Source organism: Nitrobacter sp. TKz-YC02, from assembly GCF_049852135.1.
GTDB classification, from domain to species: domain Bacteria; phylum Pseudomonadota; class Alphaproteobacteria; order Rhizobiales; family Xanthobacteraceae; genus Nitrobacter; species Nitrobacter vulgaris.
On record NZ_CP180728.1, the window covers coordinates 3,764,329 to 3,778,009 of the forward strand.

Genomic DNA, 13,681 nt, shown 5'->3' on the forward strand with positions numbered 1-13,681 from the left:
CCGATCAGTCACAACAATTTTGTTCGCGCGAACAAAGCTCGCAACGCATCGGTCGCCTTGCGGCTCAGCATCGCGTTGTCAGCGGCGGCCTCGAGCGCGGCGCACGCGTCTTCGTGCAGCGTATGAAACTCCACCCACTCGGCGGTGCTCAGGCGGGTAATGAAGTCGTAGGCCTGTCCGACCGTGGCGATGGCGACGGACTCGCCGTTCAGCGTGATGCGGAACGTCGCCTGCAGTTTCGTAACCGAGTTCGAGACCTTGTCCATTGCCACACGAAGACCTGCGCCGCGCGCAGCCGTCAAGATAAACCATCCGGCTATCCCACGAAACCGACCGTCTTCTTTTCCCAAAGGTATCCGAGAGGCGCGCGGTTCCAGCCTTAACCCTTTCAAAGCCGGAGTCACGAGATCCCTTGAGTCGAGCCATGAACGACGATGAAATCGACCGGCCCACCAGGAAATGCATCGTCGAACACGCCAGTCACGAGGCGGCCGGTTCGCCATGCCCTGGTGTCGAGATTGGTCCGGCCTTGGTACATTTCCGGTCCCTCAGCAAACGAGTTGTGTCCATGCACGACATGACGGCCCTCGAATCCGACCGCATCACCTGCGGGATAACGTTTCCAGAGCAGCGTGATTTCGGGCTGCGCGTCAAGTCCGACTCCGGGATCGAGCCCGGCATGAACATAGATGCGGTGCGCATCGATATGCATGAGCGGCAGCGCCTCGAGCCAGGCAATGTCCGCCTCCGGAATCACAAAGGGGTCGCTGCCGTAGGATTCCAGGACCGCATCGCCACCGTGCTCCAGCCAGCGCGTCATTTCCGCGGGGTCACGCCACGCCGCGACCATCATCGCATCGTGATTGCCCTTGAGCGGAACGAAGGTCCAGCCGTTCGGCATTCCGCGCCGCAAGCGGGCGATGACCTTGCTGCTGTCCGGCCCCTTGTCGACATAGTCGCCGAGCATGACGAGCGTCCCCCCATTGCCAGCGGCGTGGGCATGAACTCCGTGCAAGGCCTCGCTCAACAGATCGAAGCGGCCGTGGATGTCGGGAATGACATAGGTCAGGCTCATTAAGGCTCCCGCACCCGGGGCACCTCCCCGCCGCGCTCAGCGCATCGACCATCGTTGACGACTGCATCCTGCATCGTCGTCACATCTGTACTTCGATCAAGCGCGGCCCCTGCTCGGCCATGGCCTCGGCAAGCGCCTTGTTGAACTCGTCGGTTGTGGTCACGGCGCGGCCCTGCACTCCCATGCCCCTGCCAAGCGCTATCCAGTCGAGCGCGGGACGGTCGAGGCTCAGCATGTCCATCGCCTTCTTGCCAGGTTCGCCAGCGCCAACACCGTCGAATTCGCCTCGCAGAATTTGATACATGCGATTGGAAAAGACGATCGTAAGGACGTTGAGGCCTTCGCGGGCCTGCGTCCATAGCGATTGCAGCGTGAACATCGCACTGCCGTCGCCGACCATGCAGATCACTTTGCGTTCGGGGCAAGCCACCGCGGCGCCGATCGCCACCGGCGTCGAAAATCCGATCGAACCGCCCATGTTCTGCAGCCAGTCATGCGGCGCGGCGAAGGCTGTCGACGGAAAGAATTTACGGCCCGTCGTGATCGCCTCGTCGACGACGATGGCATTTTCCGGAATCGTCATCGCGATCGCCTGCGCGATGGACACGTGATCGAGCGGCCCCTTCGGCCACCCAATTTCCATTGACTGCTGCGGTTTCGCGTCTCGCAACCTGGCGCCGACAGCACCAGCCAGTGCTTCCAGCGCCGCTATCGAGTTTTCGCCATTCGCCGTCATGCGGTGCACATCGCAGCCCTCAGGCTTCAAGAAGCTCGGCTTGTCCGGATAGGCGAAGAAAGCAACGGGATCGTTGGCCTCAACCAGGATGATGGTCCTGAACGGCTTCAGAACGTGCAACGCCTGTTCGATCGGGTAGGGAATGCGATCCACGAAAAAGCGACCGCGACCGCGCGCCATGCGCGCGTTAAAGGTTTCTCCCATCACTTTGCAGCCTGTCTTGCCGGCGATGCCAGCAGCCAGCGCCAACCCCCTTTCAGTCAGCGCGTTACCGGCGAGTAGAAGCAGGGTCTCTCCGCTGCCGCGCAGGATCTTCGCTGTGCTCTCGATCGCCTGCGGCGAATAATCCGGGCGCTGCAACGTCTCGGTTACGTCGGCAACGTCATCGGCATCGCTCCATGCGGCTTCGGCGGGCAAGATCAGCGTTGCGATTTGCGGCGGCGAACTCTTGGCCGCGGCGACGGCCGCGGCACCATCTCGAGCGACCGATCTCGAATCCGGCGAGGTGCGGACCCAGGCCGACATCGGCCGGGCAAGCCCCTCGATATCCGACGTCAGCGGTGCGTTGCATTCGATATGGTGGAGCGCGTGCTGGCCGACAATATTAACGATGCCTGAGCTGGCCTTCTTGGCGTTGTGAAGGTTGGCAAGACCATTGGCGAGGCCCGGACCGAGATGAAGCAGGGTACAAGCCGGCACACCCTTCATACGGAAATAGCCGTCTGCCGCGCCGGTCACCACGCCTTCGAACAACCCGAGCACGCAGCGCATTCCCTCCACCCGGTCCAGCGCTGCGACAAAATGCATTTCCGACGTGCCAGGATTGGCGAAGCAAATATCCACGCCGTTTTTGATCAGCGTTCGGACCAGACTTTCGGCGCCGTTCATCGTTGCGCTCCGGTTTCATTTTTCGGTAACCCTGAGATCAACATTGTTCCCGCCACGTCCTTACCCGGGCTTGCCCTATGACTGTTGGCGGTCCCGCATAAACCAGGACTCGGAGCTGGTGCTTTTTCGCAAACGACGGCGGAGAAGGGGTATCCTTGCACGGCCGCGGCTTGCGAAATCGGGCGAATTATGGCCTGTTTCACAGTGAAATCGATTGATGCGAGGAAATAATGACGCGCATTCTGGCTCTTTTGATTGCCATCGTTTTTGTTTTCAATGGGAAGTCCGCTTTCGCCCAGTACGTTGATACGGGCGACTTCATGAATTTCGGCCCCAATTTTACATCCGCAAGTCCGGTCCCGCGACAGCTTGTCTATTTCCCGAGCCGGTATGCGCCGGGCACCATTGTCATAAGGACCGGGGAACGGAGGCTCTATCTCGTCCTCCCCCAAGGCCAGGCGCTGAGATACGGTATCGGCGTCGGCCGCGCCGGCTTCCGCTGGAGCGGCGTCCACCGCATCAGCGCCAAGAAGGAATGGCCGAGTTGGACCCCGCCCGCGCAAATGATCGCGCGTCGCCCCGATTTGCCGCGCCACATGAAGGGCGGAATCGAAAACCCTCTCGGCGCGCGCGCAATGTATCTCGGCTCCACGCTCTATCGCATCCACGGCTCCAACGAGCCAGAGACGATCGGTCAGGCGGTGTCCTCTGGTTGTTTCCGCATGACGAACGAGGACGTGGTGGACCTTTATAACCGCGTGCCAATTGGCACGACGGTCGTCGTCGTCAATAACTAGACTATCGCAACTAGACTACGCCCCGCGACACATGGATCGGAACGCGCGCGACGCGCTGAGTGTCGCGGCGCGGGCTGAGGAAGCGCGGGCGGAAAGCCACTGCGCCCTTTTCCTCATTCCGCTCTAGGCGCTCTTCTCGAACAGCTCGCGACCGATCAGCATGCGGCGGATTTCGCTGGTGCCGGCGCCGATTTCATAGAGCTTGGCATCGCGCAGCAGGCGGCCAGCCGGATAGTCGTTGATGTAACCATTCCCGCCCAGCAACTGGATCGCGTCCAGCGCGCATTGCGTCGCCTTCTCCGCGGAGTAAAGGATCGCTCCTGCCGCGTCCTCGCGCGTGATCTCGCCGCGATCGCACGCCTTTGCCACCGCATAGACATAGGCGCGGGAGGCATTCATGGTGACATACATGTCGGCAACCTTGCCTTGAACGAGCTGGAAGCTGCCGATCGGCTTCCCGAATTGCTTCCGCTCGTGCACATACGGCATCACGACATCCATGCAAGCCTGCATGATGCCGAGCGGACCGGCAGCGAGCACGGCGCGCTCGTAATCGAGACCGGACATCAGGACGTTGACGCCGCAGCCGGCTTCACCGAGGACGTTTTCCTCTGGCACCTCGCAATTCTCGAACACCAGTTCACAGGTGTCGGAGCCGCGCATGCCGAGCTTGTCGAGCTTCTGTGCAGTTGAGAATCCACTCATGCCTTTCTCAACGATAAAGGCGGTGATGCTTCGTGCGCCCGCGGCGGCATCGGTCTTGGCGTAGACCACGAGCGTTTCCGCGAGTGTCCCGTTAGTGATCCACATCTTGCTGCCATTAAGAACGTAGTGGTCACCTTTCCTGTCAGCACGCGTCCTCATTGAGACAACGTCCGAACCCGCGTCCGGCTCGGACATTGCCAGCGCGCCGACATTCTCGCCCGAAATCAGCTTCGGCAGATATTTGCGCTTCTGCGCGTCGCTGCCGTTGCGGCGCAATTGATTGATGCAGAGATTGGAGTGAGCACCGTAGGACAATCCGACCGAAGCCGAACCGCGCGAGATTTCCTCCATCGCAATGCAGTGTTCGAGGTAACCGAGACCGGCGCCACCATAATCTTCCTCGACAGTAATCCCGTGGAGACCGAGTGCGCCGAGCTTCGGCCAGAGATCGCGCGGGAACTGGTTGGACCTGTCGATCTCGGCAGCACGCGGCGCGATCTCATTCGCGGAAAAATCACGGACCATCTCGCGGATTGCATCGGCGGTTTCGCCGAGATCGAAATCGAAAGCACCAGGACTATTGGAAATGGCCACGCGAAGTCTCCCGCAGGCGCGACCGGAGACCGATCGCGTTCTGTCCCGGAAGCAACCATGCCATGGCGAGATGACGGAGAGAAGAGCCGGCGTGACGGCCTTTATACCAACGCTTATGCCACTGCGCGAGATGCGTCCTTGACTTTGCGGGTTGCGGCGTCGACGGACTGCGTGACGTGGGCTATCTCGCTCATGCTTGCCGTGATATCGGCAACGCTCTTGGCGGCGACCTGCATATTAGATGAGATACTTTGCGTCACAGACGCCTGTTCCTCGACCGACGCAGCGATCGCCGCAGATATTTCGTTGATCCGCGATATGGTCTGGGTGATGGCCTCGATGACGCCCACCGCGCTTCCGGTGGTGTTTTGCACTTCGGCAACCTGACCGCTGATTTCATCTGTCGCCTTGGCGGTTTGTGATGCCAGGCTCTTCACCTCCGACGCGACCACCGCAAAACCTCGACCGGCCTCGCCTGCGCGGGCCGCTTCGATCGTGGCGTTGAGCGCCAGCAGATTGGTCTGCTCGGCAATGCTGTTGATCAGCTTGACGACGTCGCCGATTTTCTGCGCGGCGGTCGCAAGCCCGGCAACGATGGTGCTGGTCTCGTTCGCCTGCGTGACCGCCTGCTGGGAGATAGCAAGCGCATCCGCTGCCTGCCGACTGATCTCACCGACCGACGCCGCAAGTTCTTCGGCACCAGCCGCGACAGCCTGCATGTTGGCGGACGCTTGCGTGGACGCATCGGCGGCTGAACTGACGCGCCCCGACGTCGCGGCAACGGACTCGGTGATCTGACCGAGGTCCGTATCGATGGATTTCTGCAAATCCGTACGACGCATACGGTCTTGGACTTGAGCTGTCACATCGGTCGCAAACTTGACCACCTTCATGACCGACCCCTCCGCATCCTGGATTGGATTGTAGGATGCTTGGATCCAGATCGCCCGGCCGCCTTTGCCGATCCGCTTGTACTCGGCGGCCTGATATTCACCGCGCCGGAGCATGTCCCAAAACACCTGATAAGCTACGCTGTCGCGCTCGTCCGGCTCGACGAACATCCGGTGATGGTGGCCCTGGATCTCGTTCAGACTGTAACCAACCGTCTTAAGGAAATTGTCGTTCGCTGTGATGATGCTGCCGTCAGGATTGAATTCGATCACGGCCTGCGACTTGTGGATCGCCTTCAGCTGACCTTCATAATCGGCATTGCGCAGCTTCTGCATCGTGATGTCGGTCGCAAACTTGACGACCTTGTAAGGCTTGCCTCGCGCGTTCATCAGAGGATTATAGGAAGCCTGAATCCACACCGTTCGCCCGCCCTTGGCGACTCGCTTAAACTCCTGCGCCTGATATTCGCCGCGACGCAACGAATCCCAAAATTCGCGATATTCAGCATTGTCACGACGTTCCTTGTCGACGAACATGCTGTGATGCTTGCCGCGGATTTCCTCGAGCGTATATCCCATCGCGTTGAGAAAATTCGCATTCGCGGTGATGATCGTCCCGTCGAGATTGAACTCGATGACAGCCTGAGATCTGCTCAGCGCGTCGAGTTTCGCGTTCGCATCGCGAGATGCCGGTAGAAAGCTCATGATTGTCGTCCCCAAATGCCCGAAAATACAATCTACGCGAGTAGTTAAACTTCTTTTACTACAACCGGATGGAGGGGAAATTTTACGAAAACGGAACACACAGCACGCCGAAGTGGTAAACTCATGCAGGACTGCCGAGATCGTCGATGTTGCGCTCGTATGAACAGCACACGCGGGCAACCGTTAGCAGCGCAAAGATGTCTGGGAGCTCAATCGCGACCATTTCGAGGAGTCGTCCGCGTCGTTCCACTCGCGCATAAGATGCACGGGCCAGGACGGGGTTCGATCACAGCCGTACAAGACAGGCGCCGCCAAGTTCTGAAGATCACGCCGCAGTCGTAGAGCGCCCGCGGGTCAACGAAACCTCAACCTAATTGATGTAGATCTTACGTGGATACGGAACTTGATTCAGGCTCGGCAGTCGCCACTTTCCGGTTGCCACAAACCATATGTGCGCCATTGCAGGCTTCATCACCGACATCACATCAATATGGCCGCCAGCTTTTCCGATATCTTTGAAGAAGCGCGCCTTTCGGCACGCGCGCTGCTGGACTACGGCGAAAACTTCTTCAATCCGACGATCAGGCTCGGCGTGACGGGCCTGTCACGCGCTGGCAAAACCGTGTTCATCACGGCCCTTGTGCATGGTCTGTCGCGTGGCGGCCGGTTTCCGGTTTTTGAATCTCTCGCCAGCGGTCGCATCGCCCGCGCGCAGCTTGCCCCACAGCCGGACGACGCCGTACCGCGATTTAGCTATGAACATCACGTCAACACCCTGATCGCGGAGCGGCGCTGGCCAAGCTCGACGGTCGACATCAGTGAATTGCGGCTCGTAATCGGCTATCAGCGGCAGAATGGTTTGGACCAAACGCTGACGCTGGATATTGTCGACTACCCCGGAGAATGGCTGCTCGATCTGCCGCTGCTCGACAAGAGTTATGAACAGTGGTCGGCGGAGAGCCTTGCGCTATCGCGGCAACAGCCACGAGCGCGCCTTGCACACGCATGGCACGATCATCTCGCAACGCTGCGGCCCTCGGCCCGCGAGGATGAACAGGCGACACTCGCCGCCGCCCGGCTGTTTACCGACTATCTTCGCGCGTGTCGGGACGAACGTTTCGCCATGAGCCTGCTGCCGCCCGGCCGTTTCCTGATGCCGGGCAACCTTGCAGGCTCGCCCGCGCTCACTTTCGCGCCGCTTGATTTGCCCTCCGGCGGAATCCCGATTGATGGATCGCTTTGGACGATGATGCGGCGGCGATACGAGGCCTACAAGGATCTCGTGGTGCGGCCGTTTTTCCGCGATCACTTTTCGCGGCTCGACCGCCAGATTGTGCTGGTCGATACACTCGCCGCCTTCAATTCGGGGCCGGAAGCCTTATATGATCTCGAGGCGGCACTTGCCGGAATCCTCGATTGCTATCGAGTCGGCCGCAGCACGTTACTCAGTACACTATTGCGGCCGCGGATCGATCGCATCCTGTTCGCCGCTACCAAGGCCGACCACTTGCATCACACCAGTCATGACCGGCTTGAGGCGATCCTTCGGCGCATTGTGGAACGCGCCGCCTCGCGGGCCGAAGTCGCCGGCGCCGCCATTGATGTCGTCGCCCTGGCAGCGGTCCGCGCCACGCGCGAGGCGCAGGTGCGATGCGGTCGGGAGAAACTGCCGTCCATACTCGGCACACCCCTTGCCGGCGAAGCCGCCAATGGCGAGACCTTCGACGGCAACACCGAAGTCGCAACATTTCCCGGAGACCTGCCCGAGGATGTCAAGGAACTTTTCAGCGGAAACGGCGCTTTCCGCGGGCTGTCGACATCCGCTATGGATCAGGCCGACTTTCGTTTTCTGCGCTTTCGTCCCCCGCGCCTCCAAAACGAAGGAACTGGCGAGCCATCGTTGCCCCACATCCGCCTCGACCGGGCGCTTCAGTTCCTGATCGGAGATCGACTGCAATGAGTGAGCGTTCCGGCCTGCGTCGTCCCGTTACCTTCAAGCTCGACGATCCGCACGTCATAGTCCTGGAGCACGACGAGGCCGCGAGCCGGGTTGCTCGCGGCAGCATCAGCATCAAGCCGGAAGCGGAACCCGAGCCTGAGCCCGTGCTCCTGCCGGAACCGGCGGAGATGCCTCCGGTTCCGGCGCGGAAGGGATTTCGCTGGGGAGTGCTGTTCTGGTCATCACTCGCCGGGCTCATCCTGCTCGGCACCGTACTCGGCGCCATCAACCTGATTGGTGACCTGTTCGCACGCAGCGAGGGGCTTGGTTTCCTCGGACTGATGCTGGCGGCGCTGTTTGTCGTCGCCTCGATCGTCATCGCGGCACGCGAGATCGCGGGCCTTGCCCGTCTCGCCACCATCGAAAATCTGCATCGGCGAGCGCTGGCTGCAATCGCGACTGACGATCGCAAGGAAGCCAATACGGTCGTGCACGATCTGGTGAAACTTGCCCACAACAACCCGCACCAAGCGCGGGCGCGGGCGATGCTGAGGAGCCATCGCACTGACATCATCGACGGCGCAGATCTGGTGCGGCTCGCCGAACGCGAACTGATGGCTCCGCTGGACCAAGAGGCGCGCCGACTCGTGTCGGTGGCGGCGCAGCGTGTGTCGATCGTCACCGCGGTCAGCCCCCGCGCCGTCGTGGATGTGTTGTTCGTATTTGCCGCAGCGATGCGGCTGGTGCGCCAGCTCGCGCGCCTTTATGGCGGGAGGCCAGGTACGCTCGGGATGATCCGGCTGATGCGCCATGTCATCGCGCATCTGGCAATCACCGGCGGCATGGCGGCGAGTGACACGCTGATCCAGCAGATGCTCGGTCAGGGCATCGCCGCGAAACTGTCGACGCGTTTGGGCGAAGGCGTCCTCAACGGATTGTTGACCGCCCGTCTCGGGCTGGCGGCGATCGACGTTACCCGGCCAATGCCGTTCACGGCACTGCCGCGGCCCGCGCTCGGCGACCTTGTAAAAGATCTGTTGCGCAAGCGAGACAGCGGCAACTGAGCTCACGCGTATTCCGCAAAAGTGAGTAGCGGTTTTCGGATAAGATCATCCTTTCTCACAAGGATGTGGCCAGAGTCTGATTCACTCCCGTTGAAATAGACCCTAGACGGCAAACCGCCCCGCCCTCGGCCAGTTGTCGCCATTTGTAAAATGGCGAGTCCGGTGGCGGCGAAAGCTCCGGCGTCCAGCCCGTCAGCTTTTCCAGCACATAGGTGGCCATGACCCGCCCCCGCCAGATCCGCTGGACCTGACCGAGGGGTGTGAGCACCGCCGCGGTCGAGGCCAGAATCGAGACATCATCCGGCTCTCGGGCGACATAGAGACCAGCATGCCCGGCAATCATGTCGCGACCCGGATCCCGAAAGCCCAAGAAACGGCTGCGCTCATTGATCTGGATCACCGGCACGCGATCCCTGAGATACCAGCGCAGCATCGCATAAACGCGGTAGTCGACTGTTGCGATCCAGGTTGCACCGGAGTTTTGCATTTCGCTTTCAGCGCGGCTCGCGAGCTGCGCGAAACCCGCCTCACCGCCGATCGGATCGGTCTTGCCGATGAAATTCCACGGACTGACGGTGTAATAAAGAAAGATCGCGACGACGAGACAGAGACCCGACACAATCGCGGCGTTGGCCCAGAACGTTGACCATTTCAGCATCCACGCCGGCCAGTTTTCGCGCCATCGCATTGCAATGTCGATCGCCGCAGCCGCGAAACCCAACGGCCAGATAAACATCGGCCAGGTGTCGCCGACCCGAAGCGTCAGCGATTTCCAGAGGAAATACCCGAACGGTACGAGTACGGCGGTAGACAACAGCACGGCGACCGGATCTCGGTGCCGGTAGCCACGCCATGCCGTGACACCTACCGCGAACAGCACCACAGGCAGCAGAATCGGTCCGACCTGACCGAACTGAAGGCCGATGTAATCGCCGAGCGTGCGAAGTGTAAGATCATGTGCCGACGTCGCGCGAACGAACTGAAACCTGAACGAGGCCCAGTCGTGCATCCCGTTCCAGATCAGGACCGGCGAGAACACCGCAATGGCGATCAACGCCGCGGTCCATGGGTACGGACTGCGTAGCCAGCGCCAACGCCAATCCGGCACGAGGATGAAGGCGGCAATGGCGGGAACCAGCATCAAAGCAGTCAGCTTCGACAACAGCGAGAGCCCCCCGAAAACACCGGCCGCGAGCCACCAGCGCGCGTCGCCGCTCTCCGTGAGCCTCACCAGCGACCAGACCATCGCCAGTTCAAACGGAATCAGCGCAATGTCGGGCGCGACCTTCGCCATCAGCAGGCCGTAGTACAGCGCCGCTTCCATCATCAGAACCGCCAGCATGGCGGCACGGATGTCGTGCGTAACGCGGCGGACGATGTCGGCAAGCAGCAATTGTGAGATCGGCATCGCCAGCAGCCCGGCAAACCTGACGCCGAAATTTGTATCGCCGAAAATGGCAGTACCTAAACGAATGAACCACGCGATCATCGGGGGATGATCGAGGAAGGACAGCGCGCTTTCCTTCGACCAAGTCCAGTAATAGGCCTCGTCGGTGCGCAAATCCAGCGTGCCGGCAAAGACGCATCGCATCGCGGTCATCACAGCGATCAATGCCGCGACCCAAAGCAGCGACGAAAGCGCGGGACGCTCCGGTGGCAACGCGGGTTTATCGGACTGTGCGATTGTCATCTGGATGTCGAGGATTACACCTGTCGCGCGTCCTTGCATGGTTCTCCGGCAGCTTCCTCGCGTTTCTTGACCACCCGGTCCTCGGTGTCAATCTAGGGCGAGGTCGGCCCGTCGCCGCTTGGTTCACGCATATTTTTCAGCGGCATTCGCACCGTGTGAGATTTCACACACGCATAGGGCTCGAAACCCCGCTTGTCTGAACGTCCATTCAGAAAAATGTCGGACTCACCCCGCCGGATTCTTCGAACCGCCTTTTCAAAGCAAGCGACGAACTTGCGACGGGCAAGAGCGAGACCAGGCAAGAGCCCTCAACTCGAAACTGAAAATCGCTTTGAACCTGAAACCCGCGCATCACGCGCTTCATCTAAAAGGAGAACGACCATGTTTCGTAAGATTGCTCTCGGGCTTGTTGCCGCAGCATCCCTCAGCGCGATGGCGCTGTCTCCGACCGCCGCTTCGGCTCACGGTTGGCATGGCGGAGGACACGGTGGATGGCATCACGGCCACCACTTCGGCCACAGCCATTTCGGCCACAGTTTCGGCGTTGCCTATATCGGCGGTTACGACGACGGCTGCTACGTCGTGCGCCGCGTGCCGACCCCGTTCGGCTTCCGCCTGCGGACCATCAACGTCTGCGACTGATCGCACCTTCCTGTCCGGTCAAAAAGCCCCGGCCGCCCAGCGGCCGGGGCTTTTGCGTTGAGAGCAACGGGCTGTTGTCATACCGCCGCATCAAAATCTCGCGATCCGATCCATCGATCGCATCGAACGGCATATTCGGAGCTCGTCGATTGACTTGCCGCTGTCCGGTGACAAACTTGCAGAGCTGTGACCCGTGATGACGGGCCAGGTCAATAAAGCTTCGGAGGAAGCCAATGCTCGACAGACGAGAAATGCTGAAACGCATCGGCGCTGGACTGACGCTTAGCATCGGCCTGACCCCTTTCAAAGCCTTGGCGCTCGACAGCGTGACGATGCCCTTCGACAACGGCGAACGTCCGCTGGTCAAATATCCACAGAAGCGTCCGATGATCGGAATCACCAGCCGGCCACCACAACTCGAAACACCGTTCTCGGTTTTCAACGAAGGCCCAATCACGCCGAACGACGCCTTCTTTGTCCGCTATCATCTTGCCGACATCCCGCTCAACATCGATCCCGACACCTTCACGCTCGAGATCAAGGGCAAGGTTGATCGTCCACTCAAGCTGTCGCTTAAGGACATCAAAAAGATGAAGCAGACGGAGATCGTCGCGGTCAATCAGTGCTCGGGCAACAGCCGCGGGTTAGTCAATCCCCGCGTCGCAGGCGGCCAGCTCGGTCACGGAGCGATGGGCAACGCACGCTGGCGCGGCGTTTCGCTCAAGACCCTGCTCGATCAGGCCGGCATACAGCACGATGCCAAGCAACTGGTTTTCGGGGGCATGGATGGCCCCGTCAGCGACAAGACCCCGGATTTTGCCAAGGCGCTTGATGTCGATCACGCACGCGACGGCGAAGTTATGCTGGCCTATTTGATGAACGGAAGAGACCTGCCGTTTCTCAACGGCTTTCCGCTTCGGCTCGTCGTTCCCGGATATTACGGCACCTACTGGATAAAGCATCTCAATGAGATCACCGTCATCGACAGCATCTATGACAATTTCTGGATGAAGACGGCCTATCGCATTCCCGACAATGCCTGCGCCTGCGTCGAACCGGGCACCACGCCGACAGCGACGGTCCCCATCAACAGGCTCAATGTCCGCTCCTTCATCACCAACGTCACCGAGGGCGCGCAACTCAGGCGCGGCGGAAAAATTCTGAAGGGAATCGCGTTCGATGGCGGCACGGGTATCAAGAATGTCGAGGTTTCAGTCGACGGCGGCAAGACCTGGAAGAGCGCGCGGCTCGGCCGGAACTACGGTAAATACTCGTTCCGCGAATGGAAGGTTCCGGTCAAGCTTACTGCCGGTCCACACGAATTGAAGGTGCGCGCGACCAGCGATGGCGGTCAGGTGCAGCCGTCTGATGCCACGTGGAATCCGGCCGGTTACATGCGCAACGTCACCGAGACTGTTCGCGTCTCGGTCTCTTGAGGGAGAGGCTCATGACGCGTTCAGTTGTTCTTGCCCTCGCGACCGGCATCGGACTGGCCGCGAGCGCCTGCGCCTACGAGTCGACGGGGGCCATCGCCGAACCGCTTTCCTACAAGCTCCCGCGCGAAACGATCGAATTCAAACCAGGACTCAATGTCGACGTCGTAAAGAACAATTGCCTGGCCTGCCATTCGGCGGATTACATCGCGATCCAACCACGCGGCCCGAAATTCAAAAAGGATTTTTGGCAGGCGGAAGTGAACAAGATGATCAAAGTGTACGGTGCGCAGATCGATGAGCCCGACATCAGCAAGATCGTCGACTATCTCACTGCTACGTATTGACGTCGCAAGGGTATTCGCCGAGAGCCCCCCGGAAAGCTTGGGACACCGGCCGCTGCGATCCCCCGGCGCTACCCCGGTCGGGCGAGCCCCCTTGTACTTGGCGGTCTGAGGCCTCTCAGAATTGTGGCAAAATGGTACCGGCCTTCATGTTTGATCTATCAAGCCGGACCGAGACC

The 13,681-nt window shown here is 60.4% G+C and carries 12 protein-coding genes; 6 read left to right on the forward strand and 6 right to left on the reverse strand.

The genetic code is table 11. The features are described 5' to 3' along the window. Nucleotides 1-8: 8 nt before the first annotated feature. From ACM561_RS18085 to ACM561_RS18095, 3 genes are all read right to left on the reverse strand, one after another. Entirely contained in the window at nt 9-266 is a 258-nt protein-coding gene (locus ACM561_RS18085) for a hypothetical protein (protein WP_425906924.1), read from the reverse strand. A 134-nt stretch (nt 267-400) separates the two neighbouring features. Further along, nucleotides 401-1,075 (reverse strand): metallophosphoesterase, encoded by a 675-nt coding sequence (locus tag ACM561_RS18090; protein ID WP_425906926.1) that lies wholly within the window; start codon nt 1,073-1,075, stop codon nt 401-403. A 79-nt stretch (nt 1,076-1,154) separates the two neighbouring features. Continuing rightward, the gene (locus tag ACM561_RS18095) at nt 1,155-2,699 is read right to left on the reverse strand and encodes an acetolactate synthase large subunit (RefSeq protein WP_425906928.1); all 1,545 of its coding nucleotides are present in this window, start codon (nt 2,697-2,699) and stop codon (nt 1,155-1,157) included. 230 nt (nt 2,700-2,929) lie between these two features. Here ACM561_RS18095 and ACM561_RS18100 point away from each other — a divergent pair, with 230 nt between their 5' ends. Further along, nucleotides 2,930-3,496, forward strand: a complete 567-nt coding sequence (locus tag ACM561_RS18100; protein ID WP_425906930.1) for a L,D-transpeptidase — start codon at nt 2,930-2,932, stop codon at nt 3,494-3,496. A 123-nt stretch (nt 3,497-3,619) separates the two neighbouring features. On the opposite strand, the gene ACM561_RS18105 is transcribed toward ACM561_RS18100, so the two are convergent. Together ACM561_RS18105 and ACM561_RS18110 are read right to left on the reverse strand one after the other, a co-directional pair. Beyond that, complete coding sequence (locus ACM561_RS18105; RefSeq protein ID WP_425906932.1) at nt 3,620-4,795, reverse strand: isovaleryl-CoA dehydrogenase; 1,176 nt, start codon at nt 4,793-4,795, stop codon at nt 3,620-3,622. 113 nt (nt 4,796-4,908) lie between these two features. Then, nucleotides 4,909-6,390 carry a methyl-accepting chemotaxis protein gene (locus ACM561_RS18110; RefSeq protein WP_425906934.1) on the reverse strand — a complete coding sequence of 494 codons (1,482 nt, stop codon included), beginning with the start codon at nt 6,388-6,390 and terminating at the stop codon, nt 4,909-4,911. Nucleotides 6,391-6,880: 490 nt separating this feature from the next. Here ACM561_RS18110 and ACM561_RS18115 point away from each other — a divergent pair, with 490 nt between their 5' ends. Both ACM561_RS18115 and ACM561_RS18120 read left to right on the forward strand, forming a co-directional pair. After that, on the forward strand, nt 6,881-8,350 hold the full coding sequence (locus ACM561_RS18115) for a YcjX family protein (RefSeq protein WP_425906936.1): 1,470 nt from the start codon (nt 6,881-6,883) through the stop codon (nt 8,348-8,350). Then, entirely contained in the window at nt 8,347-9,393 is a 1,047-nt protein-coding gene (locus tag ACM561_RS18120; protein WP_425906937.1) for a YcjF family protein, read from the forward strand. The genes ACM561_RS18115 and ACM561_RS18120 overlap by 4 nt, the downstream gene beginning before the upstream one ends. A 55-nt stretch (nt 9,394-9,448) precedes the next feature. On the opposite strand, the gene ACM561_RS18125 is transcribed toward ACM561_RS18120, so the two are convergent. Beyond that, nucleotides 9,449-11,122 (reverse strand): glycosyltransferase family 39 protein, encoded by a 1,674-nt coding sequence (locus ACM561_RS18125; RefSeq protein ID WP_425906938.1) that lies wholly within the window; start codon nt 11,120-11,122, stop codon nt 9,449-9,451. 342 nt (nt 11,123-11,464) lie between these two features. Here ACM561_RS18125 and ACM561_RS18130 point away from each other — a divergent pair, with 342 nt between their 5' ends. The 3 genes from ACM561_RS18130 (at nt 11,465) to ACM561_RS18140 (ending at nt 13,505) form a co-directional block, all read left to right on the forward strand. After that, nucleotides 11,465-11,725: a hypothetical protein gene (locus ACM561_RS18130; protein WP_425906940.1), complete on the forward strand. Its 261-nt coding sequence runs from the start codon at nt 11,465-11,467 to the stop codon at nt 11,723-11,725. 233 nt (nt 11,726-11,958) lie between these two features. Beyond that, nucleotides 11,959-13,161, forward strand: coding sequence for a molybdopterin-dependent oxidoreductase (locus ACM561_RS18135; protein ID WP_425906942.1), 1,203 nt, complete (start codon nt 11,959-11,961; stop codon nt 13,159-13,161). Between the two features lie 11 nt (nt 13,162-13,172). After that, nucleotides 13,173-13,505 (forward strand): c-type cytochrome, encoded by a 333-nt coding sequence (locus ACM561_RS18140; RefSeq protein WP_425906944.1) that lies wholly within the window; start codon nt 13,173-13,175, stop codon nt 13,503-13,505. Nucleotides 13,506-13,681: the final 176 nt, after the last annotated feature.